Below are 24,377 nucleotides of genomic sequence, written 5' to 3'. Positions count from 1 at the left end.
ACGCCTCGACGTGGGAACGATCATTCAAGGGCTGACGTGATACGGATTCCTCGGATCATGATTCCAGTCCAGAAATGGCTTGCCCGTTTCCATCGGCACCATCTCGATGCAATCCGCCACCGGACAGGTGATCTGACACAGATTGCACCCTACACACTCGTCATCGATCACTTCATATTTATGCGTGCCATCGGCCTGTTTCAGGCTGCTGATCGCCTGGTGTGAGGTGTCCTCGCAGGCAATGTGGCAACGCCCGCAACCGATGCATGCCTCCTGGTCGATCTTTGCGATGACCTGATAGTTGATGTCCAGGTACTTCCAATCGGTCGTATTGCCCACCGCACGCCCGGAAAACTCGGCGATGCTGGCGTAACCCTGACTGTCCATCCACCGCGACAAACCATCCTTCATCTCATCGACAATCCGGAAACCATGCAGCATCGCCGCCGTGCACACCTGCACCGCGCCACTGCCCAGAGCGATGAACTCCGCTGCATCACGCCAGCTGCCAATACCGCCGATGCCGCAAATCGGCAGGCCTTGGGTCTGCGGATCACGAGCGATTTCCGCGACCATGTTCAGTGCAATCGGTTTGACCGCCGAGCCGCAATAGCCGCCGTGGGTGCTTTTGCTGCCGACGGTGGGCAGGGCGACCATGTGTTCGAGGTCGACGCTGGTGATCGAGTTGATGGTGTTGATCAGCGACACCGCATCGGCGCCGCCCCGGTGTGCGGCGCGGGCGGCGACGCGGATGTCGGTGATGTTCGGTGTCAGCTTGACGATCACCGGCAGCGAGCAATAGGTCTTGCACCAGCGTGTGACCTGCTCGACGTACTCCGGCACCTGACCGACTGCCGCGCCCATCCCGCGTTCGGGCATGCCGTGGGGGCAGCCGAAATTCAGCTCGATGCCGTCGGCGCCAGTGGCCTCCACCAGTGGCAGGATGTGTTTCCACGACTCCTCGACGCACGGCACCATCAGCGACACGATCAGCGCGCGATCCGGCCAATCCTTCTTCACCTGAGTGATTTCCCGCAGGTTGATTTCCAGCGATCGGTCGGTGATCAGTTCGATGTTGTTGATGCCCAGCACTTCGCGGTTGTTGCCGTAATGCGCCGAGTAGCGCGACGACACGTTGACCGCCGCCGGGTCTTCACCCAGGGTTTTCCAGACCACGCCGCCCCAACCGGCCTCGAAGGCGCGCACCACGTTGTAGGCTTTGTCGGTCGGCGGCGCGGAGGCCAGCCAGAACGGATTGGGGGCTTTGATACCGGCGAAGACAATCGAGAGATCGGCCATTTACGCAGCCTCCACGTTGAGCATCAGTTGAGCGTTGATCGCCTCGGCGGCGCGCTTGCCGTGTTGCACTGCTTGCACGGTCAGGTCCTGATCGAGGCTGGTGCAGTCGCCGCCGGCATACACGCCGGGGATGCTGGTGCGCAGGTTTTCATCGACCTGGATCCGTTCGCCCTGACGCTTGAGTTCGCGGGCCAGCGGGTCGGCGAGGGCGCTGCCGTCGAAGGCCTGGCCGATGGCTTTGAAGATCGCATCGGCGGCCAGTTCGAACGTCTCGCCAGTGGTTTGCAGGCGACCGTCCACCAGATGGGTACGGGCGAAGCGCATGCCGCGCACTTTGCCTTGAGCGTCGAGCAGCACTTCGTCCGGTTGCGCCCAGGTCAGCAGTCGCACCTGATTGGCCTTGGCGATGTCCTGTTCATGGCCGGTGGCGCCCATGTCCGCCGCGCCACGGCGATAGACCAGATTGACGTCGCGAGCACCGAGGCGGGCCATTTGCACGGCCATGTCGATGGCGGTGTTGCCGGCACCGAGGACGATGCAATGTTCGGCCAGCGGCAGTTGCGACAGGTCATCGGCCTGGCGCAGTTCGCGGATGTAGTCGGTGGCGGCGAGCAGGCCGGGCGCGTCTTCGTGGGCCAGGCCGAGTTGCTTGCTGGCGTTCAGGCCTAGGCCGAGGAACACCGCGTCGAACTGTTGGTGCAGTTCGCTGAGGGTCAGATTCTCACCGAGTTTCTGGCCGTGGCGGATTTCGATGCCGCCGATCTGCAGGAGGAAATCCAGTTCCTTCTGCGCGTAGTCGTCGACCAGTTTGTACTTGGCGATCCCGTATTCGTTGAGGCCGCCAGCCTTCTCCCGTGCTTCGAAAATCACCACGTCATGCCCGTGCATCGCGCTGCGATGCGCGCAGGACAAACCCGCCGGGCCGGCCCCGACCACGGCGATGCGTTTACCGGTGGCGGCGGCGCGCTGGAACGGGTGCTCGGTGAAGTGCGCGTTGTCCACGGCGTAACGTTGCAGCAGGCCGATCAGCACCGGCGCGCATTCGTGGGCGTTGTTGCGCACGCAGGCTTGCTGGCAGAGGATTTCGGTCGGACAGACGCGGGCGCAACTGCCGCCGAGGATGTTCGCCGAAAGGATTTTCTGCGCCGCGCCGGGCACGTTGTCCTGATGGATGTTGCGGATGAACGACGGAATGTCGATCTCGCTCGGGCACGCATTCACGCACGGCGCGTCGTAGCAATACAGGCAGCGCGAGGCTTCCAGATGCGCCTGACGGTCGTTGAGCGGCGGCGCCAGGTCGGTGAAATGGCCGGCGAGGGCGGCCGCACTTTCGTGCGGGTGCGGGAGATGGTTCAGGGTCTCGATCACGGTTTTTTGCCTCACGGTTATTTGAGGTTTTCTGCCTCTGTCGGGCAGTGGTTTTTTGATCGTTCCCACGTCGAGGCGTCGAACCGTCCGCGTGGGAATGCCTCAAGGGACGCTCCGCGTCCAGTGACGCGGAGCGTCACGGGCTGCATTCCCACGCAGAGCGTGGGAACGATCTGATCAGCGCTTGACGGCCACAGGCCTGTGCAACTCAGCCCGCTTGCTCAGCAAATCAAACACCGCCGGATACGCCGGCCGTTCGATATAGCGGCCCGCCCCACGCTCGGCGCGCAGGTCGCCATCGGCCCAGACCACCCGGCCCTGGCTGACGGTATGGCTCGGCACACCGGTCACGGTCTTGCCTTCGAAGATGTTGAAGTCCACCTGCTGATGGTGGGTCTTGGCGGAGATGGTGCGGGTGCCTTGCGGGTCCCACAGCACCAGGTCGGCATCGGCTCCGACGCGGATCGCGCCCTTGCGCGGATAGAGGTTGAAGATTTTCGCGGTGTTGGTGGAGGTGAGGGCGACGAAGTCCTGCATCGACAACCGTCCCGAATTCACCCCTTCATCCCACAACACCGCCATGCGGTCTTCGATGCCGGCGGTGCCGTTGGGGATCTTGCTGAAGTCGTCGCGCCCGGCGGCTTTTTGCTCGGCGCAGAAGCAGCAATGGTCGGTGGCGGTGGTGTGCAGATTGCCGCTTTGCAAGCCATGCCACAGTGCCTCTTGATGCCCGCGCGGACGGAACGGCGGGCTCATCACGTAACCCGCGGCGGTCTGCCAGTCCGGGTGCTGATAGACGCTGTCGTCCAGCAGCAGATGCCCGGCCAGCACTTCTCCGTAGACCGGTTGGCCCTTGCTGCGGGCGTAGGTGATTTCGTCGAGGGCTTCCTTGGTCGAGACATGTACCAGGTACAGCGGCGTGCCGATGGTTTCAGCGATGCGGATCGCCCGGCTCGCGGCTTCGCCTTCAACCTGTGAGGGCCGCGACAGCGGGTGCGCTTCCGGCCCGGTGATGCCCTGGGCCATCAACTTGCGTTGCAGGTGATAGACCAGCTCGCCGTTTTCCGCGTGCACGGTCGGCACCGCGCCGAGTTCCAGGCAGCGTTCGAAGCTCGCCACCAGCGTGTCGTCGGCGGCCATGATCGCGTTCTTGTAGGCCATGAAATGTTTGAAGCTGTTGATCCCGTGATGGCTGACCAGCTCGGCCATTTCCTCGCGAACCTGCTCGCTCCACCAGGTGATCGCGACGTGAAAGCCGTAGTCCGACGCGGACTTTTCTGCCCATCCACGCCACTGGTGAAAGGCTTCAAGCAGCGACTGCTGCGGATTGGGAATCACAAAATCGATGATCGAGGTGGTGCCGCCGGCCAGGCCTGCGGCAGTGCCGCTGTAGAAGTCTTCGCTGGCCACGGTGCCCATGAACGGGAGTTGCATGTGAGTGTGCGGATCGATGCCGCCGGGCATCAAATATTGGCCGCTGCCATCGAGCACTTCAGCGCCGGCGGGAACATCCAGGTTTTCACCAATGGCTTTGATCACGCCGTCAGCGCAATAGACATCGGCGCGGTAACTTTCATCATGGGTAACAACGGTGGCGCCACGGATCAACAGAGACATTCCGAGTTCCTCGCAGGCATGACCGACTTGTGCCGGTTCTAGTGTTTTATTGTTTGCAGCGCCAAATGCGTAATCTTGTCAGCGCTGTCAGGAATAGACGCTAGTCGCAGTTCTGCAATTGATCAAGATTATTTTTTATAAGCTTATGACTGTTTTAAGTAGCTGATAAATAAGGATAAAAATACAAAATCACCAAAATGGTGAGGCGCTTCACCATTTTGACGCACTTGACAGGTTGGAAATATGAGCAAGATTTCCTATGTGAAATCAGCCGCTTGAAGTTGAGCTGCGGCTGAGCGCCCATTATGAAAAAAAGTGCAGTGCACCAGATTGAGTCCTGACAGTTCGGACAACTTGCCTGGCATTTAGCCTGAGTGTTCAGTCAAGTTTTCGCGGCCTCACCAAGTGAATAATTAAAACTGATAAACATCAGTAAGTTGCAGGAAATAGAAAGCACGGCCCGATGCGGAAGCGGGGCACCCGGCACGTTTATTGATGCCGCCGCTGACACCATGGCCGGTGCATGAAAGTTGTCAGTTCCTCCGGCCATCGTCCGGCTCGCACCTGCGTGTGCAGCCGTCTGATGAGCAAAAAAATAATCAGAAGAACAGTGGAGCGGCCATGCAACAGAACAGATCGCAAGTGACCGAGCGCGACGGCTTGTTCGAACTCGAAGCCGGCAGCGACGTCCTCGACAGTCCCCGTTACAACCACGACATGGCACCGACCAAGGTGCGCGAACGAACCTGGAACAAATGGCACATCACCGCGCTGTGGGTCGGCATGTCGATCTGCGTACCGACCTACACCCTCGGCGGCGTCCTCACCGCGTATTTCGGCCTTAGCGTCGGCGAGGCCTTGCTGGCGATTCTGTTTGCCAACGTCATCGTCCTGATCCCTCTTACGCTCAACGCGTTTCCCGGCACCAAATACGGGATTCCGTTCCCGGTGCTGCTGCGCTCGTCGTTCGGGATTCTCGGCTCCAACGTGCCGTGCCTGATCCGCGCGCTGGTGGCGTGCGGCTGGTTCGGCATCCAGACCATGTTCGGCGGGCTGGCGATTCACCTGTTTCTCGGCTCGGTATTCGAGGGCTGGAAATCCCTTGGTGGGACGGGGGAGGTGATCGGTTTCATGATCTTTTGGGCGCTGAACCTGTGGGTGGTGATCCGTGGCGCCGAGTCGATCAAATGGCTGGAAACCCTGTCGGCGCCGCTGCTGGTGGCGGTCGGGATCGGGCTGCTGGTATGGGCCATGCCCAATGTGTCGATGACCGAATTGCTGGCGATTCCGCCGAAACGCCCCGAGGGCGCGAGCGTGGTCAGCTACTTCGCCGCCGGGCTGACGGCGATGGTCGGTTTCTGGGCCACCCTGTCGCTGAACATTCCCGATTTCAGCCGTTATGCCCGCAGCCAGAAAGATCAGATCCTCGGGCAGATTTTCGGCCTGCCGCTGACCATGTTCCTGTTCGCCGCACTGGGCGTGGTGATGACCGCCGCCTCGGTGAAGCTGGTGGGCGTCAGCGTTTCCGATCCGGTGACTTTGATCGGCCACATCCAGAGCCCGGTGTGGGTCGCGGTGGCCATGGCGCTGATCATCATCGCGACGCTGTCGACCAACACCGCCGCCAATATCGTTTCGCCAACCAACGACTTCCAGAACATCGCGCCCAAGGTGATCAACCGCACCAAAGCGGTGATCCTCACCGGGTTCGTCGGGCTGGCGTTGATGGGCCATGAATTGCTGAAAAAGCTTGGGTTGATCGTCTCCGATGTCAGCCTGGAAACCGTGTATTCGAACTGGCTGCTGGGCTATTCCAGCCTGCTCGGGCCGATTGCCGGGATCATGGTGGTGGACTATTTCCTGATCAAGAAACAGCAACTGGACCTGGCCGGCCTGTACCGCGACGACGTGTACCCGGCGTGGAACTGGGCCGGGTTCATCGCCTTCGGCGTGCCGGTGGTGCTGACCCTGCTGTCGCTGGGCAGCAGCGCATTCAGCTGGTTCTACAGCTACGGCTGGTTCACCGGCTCGGCGCTGGGCGGGTTGATCTATTACGGGTTGTGCGCGATGCGTGCAACGCCTTCGGTAGTGAAATCACCGGTGTAGCAGATGATCGTTCCCACGCTCTGCGTGGGAATGCAGCCCGGGACGCTCCGCGTCCCCACATCGGACGCAGAGCGTCCATGGATGAATTCCCACGCAGAGCGTGGGAACTAACTGCCTGAGGAGATCCCCATGAACGCAGCCGTAGACGTTCTGCAATCGACCCATCAGCACATCAACCGCGACCGCTTGTGGGCGTCGCTCATGGAACTCGCCAAGCTGGGCGCCACGGTCAAGGGCGGGGTCTGTCGCCTGGCCCTGACCGACCTCGACCGCCAGGCCCGCGACCTGTTCGTGCAGTGGTGCAAGGACGCTGGTTGCAGCGTCACGGTCGATGAAGTCGGCAACATCTTCGCCCGTCGTCCCGGCCGCAACCCGAACCTGCCACCGGTGATGACCGGCAGCCACATCGACACCCAGCCCACCGGCGGCAAGTTCGACGGCTGCTTCGGCGTGCTGGCCGGCGTCGAAGTGTTGCGCACCCTCAATGACCTCGGCGTGGAAACCGAGGCCCCGCTGGAAGTGGTGGTCTGGACCAACGAAGAAGGTTCGCGCTTCGCCCCGTGCATGATGGGATCCGGCGTGTTCGCGGAAAAATTCACCCTCGAAGAAACCCTGGCCAAGGTCGATGCCGACGGCGTCACGGTCGGCGAAGCACTGAACGCCATCGGTTACGCCGGACCGCGCAAGGTCAGCGGGCACAAGGTCGGCGCCTATTTCGAAGCACACATCGAGCAAGGCCCGATTCTGGAAGACGAACAGAAAACCATCGGCGTAGTCCTCGGCGCACTGGGGCAGAAGTGGTTCGACCTGAAACTGCGCGGCGTCGAAGCCCACGCCGGTCCCACCCCGATGCACCTGCGCAAGGATGCTCTGGTCGGCGCCTCGGTGATCGTCGGCGCGGTCAATCGTGCAGCGCTCGGTCATCAACCCCACGCCTGCGGCACCGTCGGTTGTCTGCAAGCCTATCCCGGTTCGCGCAACGTCATCCCCGGCGAGGTGCGCATGACCCTCGACTTCCGCCACCTGGAACCGGCACGCCTCGATTCGATGATCGCCGAGGTCAAGCAAGTCATCGAAGCCACCTGCGAAGAACACGGCCTGACCTATGAACTGACCCCGACCGCCGACTTCCCGCCGCTGTACTTTGAAAAAGGCTGTGTCGAAGCGGTACGCGGCGCCGCCAAAGGTCTGGGCCTGTCGCACATGGACATCGTCAGCGGCGCCGGCCACGATGCGATTTTCCTCGCCGAACTGGGCCCGGCCGGGATGATCTTCGTGCCGTGCGAAGGCGGCATCAGCCACAACGAAATCGAAAACGCCGCACCGGACGATCTGGCGGCCGGCTGTGCAGTGTTGCTGCGGGCGATGCTGGCGGCTTCGGCGGCGGTGGCCGGGGGGCAACGCGCTGCCTGACGTTCATTAATCGGTCATGAAAATGTGCGACGTTGCCGCCCCTGAAAAGGAAGTCAGGACGCGCAATGTCGCCCATCAAAGTCATCACCTCCGGCTCGGCGTATCTGGACATCGACGCCTACGCCTGCTGCATCGCCTACGCTGAATTGCTCAACCTGCAAGGCATGCCCGCCCGCGCCGTCAGCAGCGCAAAACCCAATGCCAGCGTTTCGAAAACCGTGCTCGGCTGGGGTGCGGTGCTGCACGATTACCGCCCGACTTCGAACGACGAATTCGTGCTGGTCGACGTCTCCGATTACCACCACTTCGACCCAATGGTCGCGCTCGATCGGGTGGTAGAAGTCATCGACCATCATCCGGGCTTCGAACAGCATTGGGCACAGGCACTCGGATCTGCTGCCGACATTCGCCCGATCGGCGCGGCGGCGACCCAGGTTTTCCAGCGCTGGAAAGCCGCAGGATTGTTGTCGAGGATGAGCGAGCAAAGCGCCGCGCTGCTGGCCACGGCGATTCTGGACAACACACTGAATTTCACCGGGCAGATGACCACGACAGCGGACATCGACGCCTATGCTGAACTTGTACTCCACGCAAAACTTACGGAGGACTGGCCCAGTCACTATTTCCTCGAGTGTCAGGCCTCCATCGAATCAGACATATCTGCTGCATTGGCCTCCGATCTGAAACGCATGAAACCCGAGAGCCGGTTGCCCGAGGTTTTTGCGCAGATGACCGTGTGGGACGCCGAGGCGTTGATCGAGAAGTATCGCAGCGAGATTTGCCGCTGTATGCGCGGGCAGGGCGATGACTGGTTGCTGAACGTCATCTGTATCAGCCAACGCAAAAGCTGTTTGCTGGCCGAACCCGTGGTCAGCCAGCAGAGGTTGAGTCGTTTGCTGCCGGTGGAATGGCAGGCTGGATTGGCGGTTCTAAAACCCTCTATCTTGCGCAAGGAGCTACTGAGTCTGGGGCTGAACGCAAACTCAGGCGGGTGAAGTGATTATCCGGGATTGTCGGTTTTACTCGCCGCACTCTTACGCCGTTCAACGCCTTTCGGGTTGCCAACGTCCAGCAATCGTCTTTCCACCAGCACATTCTCAAGCGCCTGGCGTTCGGCCGGCGCCATCTCGTGCTCGCGCTTTTTCAGCTCCAGCAGGATGGGGCTGGACCAGGTGCGATAGGTCTGTTCGATGAGGCGGTTGGATGTCATCAGTCTCTCCTTGATCAAGAGCCCGGTGTAACTGGCAGGGGCTCAATCCGATGAGGTACTAACGTTAGTCGACAAAAGCGCAAGTCGCTAATGCCACCGTCGGGAGCTGACGAGGCGAATCGTCGCACCGCCGCTCCCACCGGTCATGCATCAACCGTCGACCTTCATCATCGCTTGCACACCCTCCCAGGCCTCGGCCCGCATCCGCTCGATATCCAGCCCCGGAATCACGCCGTTGTCGACGACGATCCGCCCGCCCACCAGGCTGTACTTCACGGCAATCGGTTCACCCGCAACCACCGGTGCGACGGCGTTGTCATGGAAGCCGTAGAACCTAGGATGGTCGAGGCTGTAGATCACCAGATCCGCTGCCTGGCCGACTTCCAGCGTGCCGACCGCGCCGAGCCCGAGCACTTGCGCGCCGCCGGCCGTGCCCCAGTGAATGACGTCTTCGGCGGTGGTGGCCGAGGCGCCTTGTTCGGCGCGGTGGATCAGCCACGCGGTGTTGGCTTCGCCGACCATGCTTCCGGATTCGTTGGAGGCGACGCCGTCGACGCCGAGGGAGATCGGCACGCCGGCCTCGTACATTTGCGGGATAGGCGCAACGCCGCTGCCCAGCCGGGCATTGCTCACCGGGCAATGGGAGACGCCGGTGCCGGTCTGGGCGAGCATGCGGATTTCTCCCGGTTGAAGATGCACGGCGTGGGCGAACCACACATCCGGGCCGAGCCATTCGTGTTCGGCGACGAATTCCACCGGCAGGCAGTTGTACTTTTCGCGGCAGAAGTTCACGTAGTTTTCGGTTTCCGACAGGTGCGTGTGCAGGCGCAATCCCATGCCTCGGGCGGTGTGCGCCAGTTCGCGCAACAACGTTGGCGGCAGCGAGAAAGTCGGCGTGGTTGGCGCCACGACCACCCGGCGCAAGGCATCCGGGGTGTCCTGGTGGTAGCGCGATTTCAGCCGTTCGATATCGCCGACCATTTGTTCCAGGGATTCCGGTTGCAGCGCGGTTTTCGAGAAGCCCGGGTGTGCGCTGGCGGACTCCAGTGCACCGCCACGGCAGAGCACGAAACGCAGGCCGAATTCCTCGGCGAGGTCGAACAGCAAGTCGCCGGTCTCGGTGCTGCCATGGGCGTGGTAGAGGTAGTGGTGATCGGCGCAGGTGGTGACGCCGGACAGCAGCAGTTCAACCATCCCCAGCCGCGCGGCGATCCGCGCCAGTTGCGGAGTGAAGCGGTTCAGGCGCGGGTAGGGCACGCTGGCCAGCCAGCCTTGCAGGTCCTGATTCAAGCCTTCGGGCACGGCTTTGAGCAGGTTCTGGAACAGGTGATGGTGGGTGTTGATCCAGCCCGGATAGACCACCGAATTTCGCGCGTCGATCACTCGTTCACCGGGTTGCGGCTCAAGGTTGGCGTCCATTTCCGCGATCCGACCGTTGACCACGCGTATGTCCACGGCGCCGGCCCGGGCAAGGGGGCCGCGCAGACCGGTCATCACCGCGACCGGGTGCTTGATCAGGATGTTTTGAAGTTGAGTCATGGGCAGCTCCAGTCAGAGGATGTGCGAGGCGGATTTGCGGGGTGTGGTTTCTGGCACGCTGACGCCATTGAGCGCCGCGTTGAGCAGCACCGACACCAGGCAGGCGATGACCACGCTGCTGTGCAGGAACGGCTGTGACCACTCGGGCAGTTGTTTGAACAGGGTCGGGGCGAGCACCGGCACCAGGGCGGCGGCGATGGTGAAACCGACGATCAGCACGTTGTAGCGATTGCGCTCGTAATCGACCTTGGCCAGGGTCTGGATCCCCGCCGCCGCGACCACGCCGAACATCGCGATGCCGGCACCGCCCAGCGCGGCGGTCGGCATCGAGGCGATGATCGCCCCGGCTTTCGGCACCAGCGCGATCGAGCACATCAGCAGACCGCTGATCGCCACCACCCAGCGGCTGCGCACGCCGGTCAGGATCACCAGCCCGACGTTTTCCATGAAGGCAATGAACGGAAACGCGGCGAACATCCCGGCGATGGTGCTGGCCAGGCCATTGGCGCGCAGGCCGTTGATCACCTGTTTGTCTTCCACCGGTTTGTCGACGATGTCGCCGATGGCCACGAACAGCCCCATGGATTCGACCATCTGCACGATCATCACCACCACCATGGTGGCGATGGGGATCAGGCTGAAAGTCGGCAGGCCGAAGTAGAACGGGTAGGGCACGGTCAGCCACGGCGCGTCCTCGACGCTGTGAAAGTTGCCCATGCCCAGGCCGTAAGCCAGACCGGCGCCCACCAGCATCCCCACCAGCACCGCCATGTTGCGCAGCAACGGGCTGCCATAACGGTTGACCAGCAGGATGGTCAGCAACACCACCACGGCCACGGCGAGAAACGCCGGCGCGCCGAAATTGCTCGCGTTGCGCCCGCCGCCGACCCATTCATAGGCAATCGGGAACAGCTGCAAGCCGATCACCGTGACGATGCAGCCAGTCACCACCGGCGGGAAAAACCGTCGCAGTCGGCCCACGAACGGGGCGATGAGCATGGTGAAAATCCCCGCGCCGATCACCGCCCCGCAGACCCCGGCGAATCCCACCTCCGGGTTGCTGCCGATGGCGATCACCGGACCCACGCTGCTGAACGCCACGCCTTGCAGAATCGGCAGACGCACGCCGAACTTCCAGAAACCGACGGTCTGCAAAAGCGTGGCGATGCCGGAGCAGAACAGCGTGGTGCTGATCAGCACCACCGTGTCGGCGTGGGACATCTTCAGGGCACTGGCGACAATCAACGGCACGGCGATGGCGCCGATGTACGAGACGGCCATGTGCTGCAGGCCGAGGGTGAGCATCTGTCGCACCGGCAGGACGCGGTCGACAGGGTGGACGGTGGAGGAGGAACTGGCTGACGACATGGGGAATCACCTCTAGCTGTTGTTATTCGGTACAGAGGGGTATTCGTTCTGTGTGCCCGGAACCGCCATCCACCGGCTCCGATGCCGGGTTTCAGCCGGCCAGGCAGGCGGCGAAGCCCTGGTTCAGCGCCGCCCGATCCAGGTCGCGGCCGATGAACACGATCTTGCTCGAGCGCGGCTCGGAACCCCACGCGGTCGAGGCGCGGAACTCCACCAGGCTGTGGACGCCTTGCAGCACGTAGCGCTGGTCTTCGTTGGCCACCGCCAGCACGCCTTTCATGCGATACAGATTGTCGGCCTGGGAACTGCGCAACTCGCTGATCCAGCGGTGGAACGCCATCAGGTTGACGGCGCCGTCCACCGCGATGCCCACGGACGACACGCTCGGGTCGTGCTCGTGATCGGGCTCTTCAGCGTGATGGTCATGGTCGTGGTGATCGTGATCGTGCTGATCCGCGCCGATTTCCATCAGCTTCTGCGTGCATTCGAAGGCGCCGATGCCGAGGATCTTCGACAGGTCGATCTGTGCGTGGGTCGAGGTCACCAGATCCGCCGTGGCGTTCAATCCACGGATCTTGCCGCGCAGGGTTTCCACCTCTTCAGCGCTGACCAGATCGACCTTGTTGATGACGATGCGGTCGGCGCAGACGATCTGGTCCACGGCCTGATTGTCGACGCCGTCCAGTTGCAGGTCTTCCAGGTGCTGGGCGATGTGTTTGGCATCGACCATGGTCACGATGGCGTCGAGTTCGACTTCCTCGGCGATCGGGTCGTTGATGAAAAAGCTCTGGGCCACCGGGTACGGGTCGGCCAGACCGCTGGTCTCGATCAGGATGTGGTCGAGCCGCACCGGGCGTGCCACCAGTTCGCGGACGATCCGCACCAGATCCTCGCGGACTTCGGCGGTGCAGCAGACGCAGCCGTTGACCATTTCGTAGATCTCTTCGGTCTCGGAACTGAGCACCAGATCGCCGTCGATGCCGACTTCACCGAATTCGTTTTCGATCACCGCGATCTTGCGGCCGTGGTTCTCCTTGAGGATGTAATTGAGCAGGGTGGTTTTGCCGGCACCGAGGAACCCGGTGAGGATGGTGACCGGGATTTTGGTGTTCGGGGTGGGGGCGTTGAAGGGGGTGTTCATGTGAGGCTCCTTGGTGATGGACTGACCGGTGCAGATGAAGCTTTTTTGTGGGAGCGAGCTTGCTCGCGAAGGCGCTGTGTCAATTAGCGGTGATGGCGACTGATCCACCGCCATCGTCGGATCGCCGCCCGGACCAAGCTCGCTCCCACAGGGTTCTGTGTGTTCTCGCCATCGTCGGGCGACGCCGGCATCGAGGCCGAACAGGTCGAGGACGCGGCCGAGGCTGTGGTCGACCATTTGCGCCAGGCTGTCGGGGCGGGCGTAGAAGGCCGGCACCGGCGGGGCGATGATCCCGCCCATCTCGGTGACGGCGGTCATGTTGCGCAGGTGGGCGAGGGTCAGCGGGGTTTCGCGGGCCATCAGCACCAGGGTGCGGCGCTCCTTGAGGGTGACGTCGGCGGCGCGGCCGATCAGCCCCGATGACGTGCCGGTGGCGATCTCCGCCAGGGTGCGCATCGAACACGGCGCGACCACCATGCCCAGGCAACGGAAGGAACCGCTGGCGATCCCGGCGGCCACGTCATCGGCGCGGTGGTAGTGGCTGGCTAGGGCGGTGACGTCCGCCAGTTTGTAGTCGGTTTCGTGGGCCATGGTCAGCAGCGCGGCGCGGCTGATGATCAGGTGGCTTTCGATGTTCAGCTCGGCCAGCAGCTCCAGCAGGCGCACGCCGTAGATAAACCCGGACGCACCGCTGATGCCGACCACCATCCGCTGACGGTTCACGATGGCAGACCTTCAAGCAGTTGCCGCGCGCGTTCGAGCACGTCCTGATCGAGCTGCGCCTTGATCCCGTCGAACCCCGAGCCGCGCGTGGCATCCAACCCCATCCGCGATGTGGTGCCAATGACCGAGGACGACGGGTCCAGTGGACTGCCGGGCAAACCGTCAATCGTGAAAATGTCGAGGTGCGGCTGGAAATGCGTGGCCAGCGCCCACAGCACCTGGCTGTCGTCGGTGAGGTCGATATCTCTGTCCACCGCGATAACGGTTTTCAGGTACGGATCCCAGCCGAGCAGGGCCAGCATGATCTGCCGGGCCTCGCCGTCGCGGCTCTGATCCAGCGCCACGTAGCAGTGAAAATGCGTGCCGGAGTTCGGGTAATGCACGGCGGTGACGGCGGGAAAGCGCGCCTTGAGTTTCTCGCTCATTTCCGCTTCACGGGGCAGCCGCGCCAGGGTCAGGTGTTCGGCGTAGCGTCCGCCCATTACGTCCACCAGCCACGCGTTCTTGCGCCGCAACAAGGTGTCGACGCGCAGCACGTTGTTGGTCGAACGGTCCGAGGAATAGCCGCTGAATTCGCCGAACGGACCTTCTTCGGCATAGGCCGTCGGGTCTATCGCGCCTTCGAGTACAAACTCGGCGTAAGCCGGGACACCGATGCCGTAGCGCGGGGTCTTCACCAGTTCCAGCGGCGCACCGAACAGCCCGCCGGCCACCGCGCGTTCATCGCTGCCATAGGGCAGGCGTGCAGCAGCGGCGAGCATGAACAGCGGATGCGCGCCAACCACCATGGCCACGCGCAATTCTTCGCCGCGTTCACGGGCGGTCTGCAACATCCGCCACAGGTGCCCGCGCGAGTGCAGGCTGGTGGCCAACGCCTGACGGGCGTGGCGCATCGAGCGGTGGTAGCTCATGTTGGCGATGCCGGTGAGCGGGTCCTCGGCGATGATGATCGCGTTGGTGATGTAGGGGCCGCGATCACTGTCGAAATGCTTGAGCATCGGCAGTAGCGCCAGGTCGAGGGTTTCGCCTTCGAACACCTCGTCGAGCACCGGGCCGGTTTCGACGTAGCACGGCGCGATTGGCTGGTTGGCGCGGGTCTGGAAGGTTTCGTGCAACTGCGCCGCCGTGACGCCGAACAGCCGGGCGATACGCCGGCGGGAGGCGAACAGATTGGTCGCCACCGGCACGCCGAGGGTGCCGACGTTTTCGCAGATCAACAGCGGATCGCGGCCCTGGGCGGCGAGGGCATCGACCAGGGCGGTGACGTCCTGATCGGCAGAAAGGGGTTGGGTGATGGTCAGCACATCGTCCGGGTACTGGCGGCGATAGGCGTCGATGAATACGTGAAAATCCTGAGAGTCGCCGAGCGTCGAACGGGTCATGGTTTCACCTCGTAAAAAGCAGGCACGCAGGGGTGAGGCTGGCGTTCGATCGACAAGCCGTTGGCCTGCCGGTCGAGCGAACGCCGGGTCATCTTCGCGCCTGTAAAGTCGCTGTGTGGCTGGGTTGAAGCCGGGTCAGACCCTGTTTAGAGGTAGGTCGTGGTCAGACGAATGTCCGCCTCGGCCAGATCCTTGGGCGGCGGGGTCGGTTCGATCCCGCACAGCCGGGCGATGTTGTTGCCCAGGTAATCCTCAAGGTGATCTTCGTCGATCCCCAGGCCCTGCGGCGCCGGCGAGCACAGCACTTCCAGCTCGCGCAGCCACATGCCCGGTTCGTTCGGCGGCGAGTCGGTGCCGAACACGATCTTGTTGCGCGGCAGCTCCTTGGCGAATTCGACGATCCGCGACTGGAAGCACCAGCCGGATTCGCAGTACACGTTCGGCGTGTCCATCGCCATCCAGAACGCCTCGAACGAGTAGTTGCCCCCGGTCTGGATGCCGAAGTGACCGATGATGAAATTGACCATCGGGAACTCGCGGATGATCGGGTAGAACATCGTCGGAATGGTGTACGGGCCGTCGCCAGTGTGGATCAGCACCACGATGTTGTACTTGGCGCAGACCTTCATCGCCGGACGCAGCCAGTCGAGTGCGCGATCCGGGCGATAGCCGTGCATGTTGGCGTGCAGCTTGAGCATCTTGAAGCCGTATTCCTTGATGTGGAATTCCAGCTCTGCCGCACCGTTTTCCGGTCCCCAGCGCGGGTTGAAGTTGAAGTTGCCGATGAAGCGGTCCGGGTACTTCACGCACAGTTCGGCGACGTACGACATGTAGTCGCGCACGCCCTCGCGGCCACGGCGGTTGCCGTCGCGATAACCGGTGTTGCCCGGCGGTGGCTGGATGAAACCCATGTCGATCCGACGCGGTTTGCCGTTGATCATGTACGGGCCGTCCATCAGTTTGAGCATGCGCTCGCCGGTGAACGGTTCGCCGGTGTGGCGCCAGGCCTCGTCGACCAGGTTGGTGGGGTGCAGATGGGTGTCGATAATCATCGGTTCAGCTCCTGGCCAGTTGAGTGGTGACGGGGCGCTTGAGTTGCGCCTCTGCTTCGGAGACGGAACGCGGCGGCGGGGAGGGCTCGAGGCCGATCATCCGTGCGGTGTTGTTGCCCAGGTAGTCTTCGAGGGTGTCCTCGTCGAGGTTCAGGCCCTGTGGCGGCTCGTGGCAGAGCACTTCGAGCAGGCGCAGCCACATGCCCGGTTCGTTCGGCGGGGTGTCGGTGCCGAACAGGATCTTGTGGGTCGGCAGCACCTTGGCGAACTCGACGATCCGCGATTGCAGGCACCAGCCGGACTCGCAGTAGACGTTGGGCAGCTCCATCGCCCACTGCATCGGTTCGAACACGTAGACGCCGCCGGTCTGCACGCCGAAGTGGGCCATGATGAAATCGACGTTGGGGAATTCCTTGATCATCGGCACCCATTCCGACGGGATGCTGTAAGGCCCGTCGCCGGTGTGCAGCTTGACCGGGATGCCCAGCTCGGCGCATTTCTCGAAGGCCGGGCGCACCCAGTCCAGCGCGCGGTCAGGCCGGTAGGCGTGCATGTTGGCCTGCATCTGCACCATCTTGAAACCGTGCTCTTTCACGTAGCGCTCGATCGCCTCGACGCCGTTTTCCACGCCGCAGCGCGGGTTGTAGACGAAGCAGCCGATGAAACGGTCCGGGTAGGTCTGGACCATTTTCAGGGTGTAGGCCATGTAGGCGTCGATGGATTCGCGGCCCGACAGCTCGCCGTCGGTCCAGGTGTAAATGGTGTTGCCCTGCGGCGGCTGGATGAAGGCTTTGTCGATGCGGCGAGGCTTGCCGTTGACCATGTACGGGCCATCCATCATCTCCAGCAGACGCTCGCCGGTGAACGGGTCACCGTCATGCCTCCAGGCGAGGTCCACGAGATCCGTGGGATAGCAGCTGATATCGATGATCATTGAAGTCGATCTCCTGATAGCGGGGAAGGGAGCCTTGCGGCTCACAGCATCCACGTCCCGGGCAATCGGCCGTTTCTATGCGCAGCACTCGCGCATTCCCTCGCCTGTTCGCATCCGGCCCGGGTGGGTGGTTGCTTGAGGCGAGTATTGGAAGGCGGGGGAGGGTTCGTACAATATTAATTGGGTGGGGTGGTGATACTTGTTCGATATGGGCTTGCCAGCGATGGCGTCAGTGAAGTGTTTGCATGGCCAACTGCTTGATCACTTCGACAACAGGTGCCACCCGCTCAGCCTGCCCATGCGGCCACACCGCATAAAGATTGTAATGCGCCGCAATCTGCGCCTCGTTCAACGCCACCAGCCGCCCGCTGCGCAACGCATCGGCAGCCAATAATCCCCGTACCAATCCCGCACCGACACCCGCTTCGGCCGCCGCAATCAGATTCGCCGCATTATCAAAAATCACCCGCGCCGGCGGTTCGGTCGGTGTCATCCCCGCCGCATCCAGCCACGGAATCCACGACCTGCGCGTATACCCCAACAGTGGCAGTTCAAGAATCTGCGCCGGGCTCAACGGCAGTTGCAATCCATGCCGCTCCAGCAACGCCGGGGACGCCACCGCCAACACCCGATCCCCACAAATCTGGGTCATCTCGCAATCATCCCAATCGCCATAGCCATAGCGCAGCGACAGGTCCACCCGTTCGAAAGTACTGCGATCACTGCGGGGCATCGACAGGATTGTCACTTCGTAATCCGGCAAGCCGTCGAGCAACTGCGGCAAGCGCGGATTGAGCCAGCTCTGCGCCAGTTCACTGTCCACATCCAGGGTCAGTCGCTGGGCCACGCTGCGGTTTTTCACCGAGGACAACGCGCGATCAATCTGCGCCAGACCATCCGACAGCACGCTGGCAAACAGCTGCCCGGCGTCGGTCAGGTTGCTGCCGCCGCCTTCGCGCACGAACAGCGGCTGGCCGATGAAGTCTTCCAGGGCGCGGATCTGCTGGCTGATCGCGCTGTGGGTCAGGTCGAGCTTGCGCGCGGCGCTGGAAAAACTGCCGCTGCGCGCCGCGTGGATGAACGCGCTCATGGACTGCACCGACGGGTATCGCTTGTACATGTTGTTAGTCCTGCTTACACCGGTTGGCAGAAATCGTCGCTGGCCGCGCGTTGCCGGGGGTTCCAATAATCGGTCACCAGGCCCGCACAAAGACGGGCTGCTCTTTTGGAGCCTGACAATGATTGCATTCACGGTTAACGGCGAACGACGCGAGCTGGATGAGGCGTCCCCCTCCATGCCCTTGTTATGGGTGTTGCGTGATCAGTTGAAACTCACCGGCACCAAGTTCGGTTGCGGCATGGGCCTGTGCGGTGCCTGCACCGTGCACCTGAACGGCGTCGCGGTGCGTTCCTGCCAGTTGCCGCTGGCCGCCGTCGCGGGCCACAGCATCACCACCATCGAGGGCCTGTCGCCCAGCGAAAACCATCCGCTGCAACTGGCCTGGGTCGCCGAAGATGTGCCGCAATGCGGCTACTGTCAATCCGGGCAGATCATGTCCGCCGCCGCGCTGCTCAACACCGGTGCGCCGGTCAACGACGACTCGATCCGCAACGCCATGTCCGGGAATATCTGCCGCTGCGGTACTTACGGGCGGATCAACAAGGCGATCAAGCGTGCGGCGAATGCGCCGAAGGAGGCGTGATGAGCCTCATCGACGGAGCCCTTCATGAACCCTCGCGCCGGGTGTTTCTCAAGCAGGCGGTGACGGTGGCGTCCGGTCTGGCGATTGCGCTGTACCTGCCTTCCGGTACGGCGGCGACTGAACCGAAAACCTCGGCCGCTGAATTCGAACCCAACGCCTGGGTGCGCGTGCTGCCCGACGGCACGGTGAAACTGGTGGTGCACAAGCACGATTCCGGCACCGGCACCCAGACGGCTTTGGCCGCGTGCGTGGCCGAGGAACTGGACGTAAACCCGATGACCGTGCAGGTCATCACCCCGGAAGATCCGTTTTTCGAAACCTACATTCATCCGGTCTGGAAAGTCTTCTCCACCGGCGGCAGCACCAGCGTTTCTCTGGAGTACGATCGCCTGCGCATGGCAGGTGCCACGGCGCGCGCGCTACTGATCAGTGCGGCGGCGCAGCAGTGGAAAGTCAGCCCCGACAGCTGCTCCACCGAAGAGGGCCGGGTCGTGCATGCGTCGAGCAAACGCAGCCTCGGCTACGGCGAACTGGCCGGCGCGGCGGCGCATCTGTCGGCACCGGCCAACGTCACGCTGAAGGATCCGGCGCAGTTCAAATACATCGGCAAGTTGCGCCACAAACGCGATGCGGCGGCCAAGGTCTGTGGGCGCTTCAAGTACAGCATTGACGTGCAGTTGCCGGGGATGCTGGTGGCGGTAATCCAGCGTGCGCCGGTGGTGGGCGCCAAGGTTGTCGGGGTGGATTCGGCGGCCGCCTTGCAGGTGCCGGGTGTGCGCAAGGTAATCGCGGTTCCGGGCCGCCCGGACGTGCTGGGTGGCAACCTCGAAGGCGTCGCGGTGCTGGCCGAAACGTTCTGGGCCGCGCAGCAGGGACGCCAGTTGCTGGAGATCAAATGGAGCGATTCCCCGCTGGCCGGTTTCGACAGCACCGAGCTGAGCAAAGCGCAGATCGCGGCGATCAGCGACCCGGCAACGCAAACCGTCAAAGCCATGGCCCAGGGCGATGTCGCCGGGCAATGGCCGGGCGCGGCGAAGCTGCTCGAAGCCGATTACACGATGCCCTACAAGGTGCAAAACCCGCTGGAACCGATCTGCATCACCGCGCAGGTCAAGGACCAGGCGATCACCTACTGGGGCGGTGTGCAGGTGCCGTCGTCGGCGCTGGAAGCGGCGCAGACCGTGTGCGGCATCGGCAAGGAAAAGGTCACCATCCATGAGCTGGTGTCCGGCGGCAGCTTCGGTGCGCGGGAAGCCAAATACTGGCTGTTCGAGGTCGCGTATCTGGCGCAGAAAACCGGTGTGCCGGTGAAACTGCTCAACAGCCGCGAAGACGAAATGCACGCGCTGTTCAATCACCCGGCCACCCTTCATCGGGCGAGAGGCGCACTGGATGCCCAGGGCAAACTCACGGCGTTGCAACTGCACGCGGTGTCGCCTGCCTCGCCGGAACAGTGGGAGCCGGGCTATTTCGAGCGTCCGGATCACATGGATTACAGCACCACCGAAGCGATCACCGCGTGGGACTTCGCCTACCGTCCGCCGCACCTGGAACTGAACTGGGTCAGGCACGAAAGCAACGTGCCCAGCGGCTGGTATCGCTCGGTCAGTTTCATTCCCAACGTGTTCGCCGTGGAAAGCTTCATGGATGAACTGGCCCATGCGGCCGGTGAAGATCCGCTGGCGTTCCGGCTGGCCAACATGCAGGAACGGCCACGGCATGTGGCGGTGCTAAAGCAGGCCGCCGAACGCGCCGGTTGGGGCCAGAAGCTGCCGCCGGATACGGCGCTGGGAATCGCCACCAATCAGGGCTACACCAGTTTTATCGCCGTGGTGGCGCGGGTCGCGAAAGTCGACGGCAAGGCCCGGGTCGAGAAGCTGACCTGTGTGGTCGATTGCGGTCTGGCGGTGTCGCCCGGCGGGGTCGAGGAGCAGATTTACGGCGGTTTGATGTGGGGCCTCGGTCACGCGCTATTCGATCGTCTCGACATCCAGCAGGGCAGGATGGTGCAGAGCAATTTCCACGACTATCGCGTCACCCGCATGTCGGACATGCCTCCCGTGGACATTCTCGTGCTCGATGGCCAACCGGACAAGCCGGGTGGCGTCGGAGAGTTGGGCAGTCCATCGGTGGTTCCGGCGATTGCCAATGCGCTGTTCAGCCTCACCGGGGTGCGTCAGCGTTCCACGCCACTGAACCTGGGGTAAGTCGCCATGGACCTGCGTTTGCTGCGGTACTTCATGGCGCTGGCCGATGAGCTGCACTTCGGCCGCGCCGCCGAGCGGCTGCACATTTGCCAGCCGCCGCTGAGCCAGCAGATCCGTTTGCTGGAGGAAGAACTCGGCACGCCGCTGTTCGAGCGCAGCCATCACCGGGTCGAGCTGACAGCGGCGGGGCAGATGCTCAAGGAGCAGGCGCCGCTGGTGTTCGAGCAACTCGAACGGGCGCTGGACCTGACCCGCCAGACCGGGCGCGGGCAGCTCGGTGAGCTGGAAATCGGCATGATCAGTTCGGTGATGGTCGGCGTGCTGCCCAAGGCGCTGCACCTGTTTCGCGAACGCTATCCGCAGGTGACCTGGCGTCTGCATGAAATGACTCCGGCAGCGCAGGTCAAGGCGTTGAAGGAGAAACGCATCGACGCCTGCGTGTTCCGCGTCGGTTATGACGACCCGCAATTGCGCAATGAATTGCTGATCCATGAGCCGATCCATGTGGTGATGCCGCAGGATCACCCGTTGGCCCGGCGCGAGGTGCTGGCGCCGGCTGATCTGGCGCAGGAGCCGTTTGTGGCGCTGGAATTGAAACAGTCGCGGTTCGCCAATTTTCTCTATCAGTGCTGCATTCAGGCCGGGTTCACCCCGCAGATCCGCCAGCAGGTGATCGAGGTGCAGACCTTGCTCAGTCTGGTTCGCGCCGGGTTTGGCGTGGCGCTGTTACCCGCATCAATCGAGCAGTTGGCTCCCGCCGGACTGGTGTTCCGGCGCCTGACCCCGGCGCTGCCGCAAGTGCCGCTGTACGCGACGTATCGGGCCGACGATGCCTCGCCGGTGCTCAAGTTGTTTCTCGATACGCTGCGCGAGCTGGTCGATCACTCATCGCGGTAATCAGAGACAAAGTTGCCCGGCACGATCACAACGGCCTGCGGTCGTAAACTTCACATGCGCGAACTTGTGGAGAACCAATGAGCCGGGACGTCCTGACCACCGAAACCAATCGCCGTCAGTTGCAGCAGATCATCGCCGGGCTGTCCGACGGGGTGATTCTGCTGGAACTCGACCAGACGATTCTCTGGGCCAACGAAGCCGCGCTGGCGATGCATGGCGTCAGCCGGATCGGCGAGCTGGGCAACAACGCCGGGGAATACGTCGAGCGCTTCAACCTGCGCTATCGCAACAATCACACGCTGACCCCGGAGCAATACCCCATCAGTCGCGTAGCCACCGGCGAAACCTTCAGCGACGTGTTGGTCGAAGTCACCCCACACAATGACGAGGAACGCACCTGGGTGCACAGCGTGCGCAGCATGGTGTTGACCGATCGCGATGGCGACATCGAGTCGCTGGTGCTGATCATGAGCGACGTCACCGACTGGGCCAACGCCGAACAGCGCTTCGAAAAAACCTTCAATGCCAACCCGGCCCCGGCGGTGATCTGCCGTCTCAGCGACTTGCGTTATATCAAGGTCAATCCGGGGTTCCTGGAGATGACTGGCTACACCCGCGATCAAGTGATCGGCGCCTCGACCTATGAGCTGGATATTCTCGAACAGGCCGAGCGCAAGGACCTGGCGATCCAGCGCCTGCGCGATGTCGCGACCATTCCGCAGATGCAGGCCGAATTGCGCTTGCCGGACGGCGGTAGCAAACAGGTGATCGTCGCGGGGCAGCCGCTGGTGCTCAATGACGAGGACTGCATGCTGTTTTCCTTTGTCGACATGGAGCCTCGGCATAAGGCCGAAGTTGCGCTGCGCCAAAGTGAGGAACGATTCGCCAAGGCCTTTCGCCTGACGCCGGTGCCGATCCTGATTTGCAGCGCCGACGCGCAGCGGCTGATCGACGTCAATCAGGCCTTTCTCGATACCCTCGCTTACGAGAGCGACGACGTGCTCGGCAAGACCGTCGCGCAACTGGACTTCATCGATGAACCGGCGGAGCGCGCCCGCTTGCTGGCGGCGCTGGAGAAGACCGGCCGGGTTGATCGCGTCGATATGCGGATCCGCAGGAAAGACGCCGAGCTGCTGGAGTGCGCGGTGTCCGCTGATACCGTCAACATTCAGGACGCGGTGTGCTATCTGCTGGTGCTGATGGACATCACCGAGCGCAAGCGCACCGAGCTTGAGCTGGTGGCGGCGATTGAAGAGGTGATGAAGGATGCGTCGTGGTTCAGCCGAACGCTGATCGAAAAACTGGCCAATGTGAAGAAGGTCAATTCGCCGCAACTGCCGAGTGTGTCGTTCACTGATCTGACGGCTCGCGAACGTGATGTGCTGGGGCTGATCTGTGAGGGGCTGGCGGACAAGGAGATTGCTGCGCGGTTGAAACTGGCGCCGAACACGGTGCGCAATCATGTGGCGACGGTGTATTCGAAGCTGGATGTGCACAGTCGCAGTGAGGCGATTGTCTGGGCTCGGGAGCGTGGGTTGTTTTCGGGGGGCGGTCGGGGGCAGCGGTAAGGTGCAAATGCACTAGTTCATGGGGTGCAAATTCGGGTGTTTGATCGGGCGGGGTGTTCTTAGTCTGGTGAGGTGCGATGCATTTTTTTGGTGATCGTGTCTTTTTGGAACCTGCTAATGGATCAGCCCTTTATGAATGTGTTGTTGGTTGTTGAGTCTGGTTGTGCGGAGCTGGCGCGATGATTTATCTGGCGCAGTTGCGGGCTCGGCTTGAGCGTAGTTTTTCGCCGTTGGCTTGTGAGTGTGTGGTGGATGGGGATCATTCGCTGACTGTGAAGCTTTATGAGCCGGTTTCGGGGCGGGTGGATCTGGTGATTAGTGGGTTGAGTCTTGGTGCCTTGCGTACTCCGGAAGCGGTGGATGCCTTGATTGATGAATTGCGGTATGAGCTTGAGAGTAATTCTTTGCGGTCGCCCAGTTGAACTTGGCGGCCTTTGGGCCGACCAGGTTCTTGTTCGGTTTGGGTGAATATTCGGTTTTTCGGGGGCAGCCGCTGACGGTTTCGCCCTTACGGCGAGTCACCTTTTCCAAACGCCGAAAAGGTAACCGAAAAGGCTTTACCCTGACGTTCGGCACCTCGCTTTGGCTCGGTGTCCCTTCGCTCCGGGATTGATCCGGGGGGCATCGCCTACGGTTTGCTTCGCTGCACCTCCTCTCGATGTGTTTGGCTTCGCCAAACGGTCGCTGCGCTCCCACCCCCGGATCAATCCCTCCACTCAGCCTGCCGAGGGGCCCTGCGATCAAAAGCGGTACTCGAGCTAACGCTCATCGTTTTGAGTGGTGAGGAGCGAGGGGCGTAAGGCCGATTTGTGTGCTCTTTGATCGTTCCCACGCTCCGCGTGGGAATGCA

19 protein-coding genes and 2 pseudogenes are annotated in these 24,377 nt (G+C 62.4%); 8 read left to right on the top strand and 13 right to left on the bottom strand.

Annotated features, from left to right (window positions below; translation table 11 throughout):
- Positions 1 to 24 precede the first annotated feature (24 nt).
- The 3 genes from preA to hydA form a co-directional block, all read right to left on the bottom strand.
- On the bottom strand, positions 25 to 1,299 hold the full coding sequence (gene preA / locus AC0R79_RS19040) for an NAD-dependent dihydropyrimidine dehydrogenase subunit PreA (RefSeq protein ID WP_085648339.1): 1,275 nt from the start codon (positions 1,297 to 1,299) through the stop codon (positions 25 to 27).
- On the bottom strand, positions 1,300 to 2,667 hold the full coding sequence (locus AC0R79_RS19035) for an NAD(P)-dependent oxidoreductase (protein ID WP_134023198.1): 1,368 nt from the start codon (positions 2,665 to 2,667) through the stop codon (positions 1,300 to 1,302).
- 177 nt (positions 2,668 to 2,844) lie between these two features.
- The gene (gene hydA, locus AC0R79_RS19030; RefSeq protein ID WP_262195646.1) at positions 2,845 to 4,284 is read right to left on the bottom strand and encodes a dihydropyrimidinase; all 1,440 of its coding nucleotides are present in this window, start codon (positions 4,282 to 4,284) and stop codon (positions 2,845 to 2,847) included.
- Positions 4,285 to 4,905: 621 nt separating this feature from the next.
- On the opposite strand from hydA, the gene AC0R79_RS19025 reads away from it, so the two are divergent.
- The 3 genes from AC0R79_RS19025 to AC0R79_RS19015 all read left to right on the top strand — a co-directional run bounded on the left by AC0R79_RS19025 (position 4,906) and on the right by AC0R79_RS19015 (position 8,798).
- A complete protein-coding gene (locus AC0R79_RS19025; protein ID WP_375747386.1) occupies positions 4,906 to 6,390 on the top strand; it encodes an NCS1 family nucleobase:cation symporter-1 in 1,485 nt (494 codons plus the stop codon).
- Positions 6,391 to 6,519: 129 nt separating this feature from the next.
- Positions 6,520 to 7,803, top strand: coding sequence for a Zn-dependent hydrolase (locus tag AC0R79_RS19020; protein WP_007952875.1), 1,284 nt, complete (start codon positions 6,520 to 6,522; stop codon positions 7,801 to 7,803).
- Between the two features lie 74 nt (positions 7,804 to 7,877).
- The gene (locus AC0R79_RS19015; protein WP_474735149.1) at positions 7,878 to 8,798 is read left to right on the top strand and encodes a DHH family phosphoesterase; all 921 of its coding nucleotides are present in this window, start codon (positions 7,878 to 7,880) and stop codon (positions 8,796 to 8,798) included.
- Between the two features lie 5 nt (positions 8,799 to 8,803).
- On the opposite strand, the gene AC0R79_RS19010 is transcribed toward AC0R79_RS19015, so the two are convergent.
- The 10 genes and pseudogenes from AC0R79_RS19010 to AC0R79_RS18965 form a co-directional block, all read right to left on the bottom strand.
- Entirely contained in the window at positions 8,804 to 9,013 is a 210-nt protein-coding gene (locus AC0R79_RS19010; RefSeq protein WP_085602736.1) for a hypothetical protein, read from the bottom strand.
- Between the two features lie 150 nt (positions 9,014 to 9,163).
- Complete coding sequence (locus AC0R79_RS19005; protein ID WP_474731244.1) at positions 9,164 to 10,552, bottom strand: amidohydrolase family protein; 1,389 nt, start codon at positions 10,550 to 10,552, stop codon at positions 9,164 to 9,166.
- Between the two features lie 12 nt (positions 10,553 to 10,564).
- Positions 10,565 to 11,920, bottom strand: a complete 1,356-nt coding sequence (locus tag AC0R79_RS19000) for a nucleobase:cation symporter-2 family protein (protein WP_474731242.1) — start codon at positions 11,918 to 11,920, stop codon at positions 10,565 to 10,567.
- Between the two features lie 91 nt (positions 11,921 to 12,011).
- The gene (locus AC0R79_RS18995) at positions 12,012 to 12,389 is read right to left on the bottom strand and encodes a GTP-binding protein (RefSeq protein WP_456361590.1); all 378 of its coding nucleotides are present in this window, start codon (positions 12,387 to 12,389) and stop codon (positions 12,012 to 12,014) included.
- Positions 12,390 to 12,476: 87 nt separating this feature from the next.
- Positions 12,477 to 13,007: pseudogene (locus AC0R79_RS18990) on the bottom strand (CobW family GTP-binding protein); the annotation flags it as partial.
- A gap of 192 nt (positions 13,008 to 13,199) precedes the next feature.
- Positions 13,200 to 13,769, bottom strand: a pseudogene (locus AC0R79_RS18985) (UbiX family flavin prenyltransferase); the annotation flags it as partial.
- An 11-nt stretch (positions 13,770 to 13,780) separates the two neighbouring features.
- Positions 13,781 to 15,166, bottom strand: a complete 1,386-nt coding sequence (locus tag AC0R79_RS18980; protein WP_474731240.1) for a UbiD family decarboxylase — start codon at positions 15,164 to 15,166, stop codon at positions 13,781 to 13,783.
- 146 nt (positions 15,167 to 15,312) lie between these two features.
- The gene (locus AC0R79_RS18975) at positions 15,313 to 16,218 is read right to left on the bottom strand and encodes an amidohydrolase family protein (RefSeq protein ID WP_007952854.1); all 906 of its coding nucleotides are present in this window, start codon (positions 16,216 to 16,218) and stop codon (positions 15,313 to 15,315) included.
- A 4-nt stretch (positions 16,219 to 16,222) separates the two neighbouring features.
- A complete protein-coding gene (locus AC0R79_RS18970) occupies positions 16,223 to 17,152 on the bottom strand; it encodes an amidohydrolase family protein (protein WP_007952852.1) in 930 nt (309 codons plus the stop codon).
- A gap of 229 nt (positions 17,153 to 17,381) precedes the next feature.
- Positions 17,382 to 18,272 (bottom strand): LysR substrate-binding domain-containing protein, encoded by an 891-nt coding sequence (locus tag AC0R79_RS18965; RefSeq protein ID WP_474731237.1) that lies wholly within the window; start codon positions 18,270 to 18,272, stop codon positions 17,382 to 17,384.
- A 118-nt stretch (positions 18,273 to 18,390) separates the two neighbouring features.
- Between AC0R79_RS18965 and AC0R79_RS18960 the strand changes: the two genes are divergently transcribed.
- From AC0R79_RS18960 to AC0R79_RS18940, 5 genes are all read left to right on the top strand, one after another.
- Positions 18,391 to 18,855: a (2Fe-2S)-binding protein gene (locus AC0R79_RS18960; protein WP_085602752.1), complete on the top strand. Its 465-nt coding sequence runs from the start codon at positions 18,391 to 18,393 to the stop codon at positions 18,853 to 18,855.
- Complete coding sequence (locus AC0R79_RS18955) at positions 18,855 to 21,062, top strand: xanthine dehydrogenase family protein molybdopterin-binding subunit (RefSeq protein WP_474731234.1); 2,208 nt, start codon at positions 18,855 to 18,857, stop codon at positions 21,060 to 21,062. Before AC0R79_RS18960 ends, AC0R79_RS18955 begins: the two co-directional genes overlap by 1 nt.
- Positions 21,063 to 21,068: 6 nt before the next feature.
- On the top strand, positions 21,069 to 21,959 hold the full coding sequence (locus AC0R79_RS18950) for a LysR family transcriptional regulator (RefSeq protein WP_011334794.1): 891 nt from the start codon (positions 21,069 to 21,071) through the stop codon (positions 21,957 to 21,959).
- Between the two features lie 77 nt (positions 21,960 to 22,036).
- Positions 22,037 to 23,527: a helix-turn-helix transcriptional regulator gene (locus tag AC0R79_RS18945; RefSeq protein WP_474731231.1), complete on the top strand. Its 1,491-nt coding sequence runs from the start codon at positions 22,037 to 22,039 to the stop codon at positions 23,525 to 23,527.
- Between the two features lie 179 nt (positions 23,528 to 23,706).
- Positions 23,707 to 23,949: a DUF1652 domain-containing protein gene (locus AC0R79_RS18940; protein ID WP_127798536.1), complete on the top strand. Its 243-nt coding sequence runs from the start codon at positions 23,707 to 23,709 to the stop codon at positions 23,947 to 23,949.
- The last annotated feature ends 428 nt before the right edge of the window (positions 23,950 to 24,377 follow it).

Source organism: Pseudomonas sp. HD57-3, from assembly GCF_056113135.1.
Note: the sequence above shows the minus strand (reverse complement) of the source record. Positions and strands in the feature narration are given on the sequence as shown.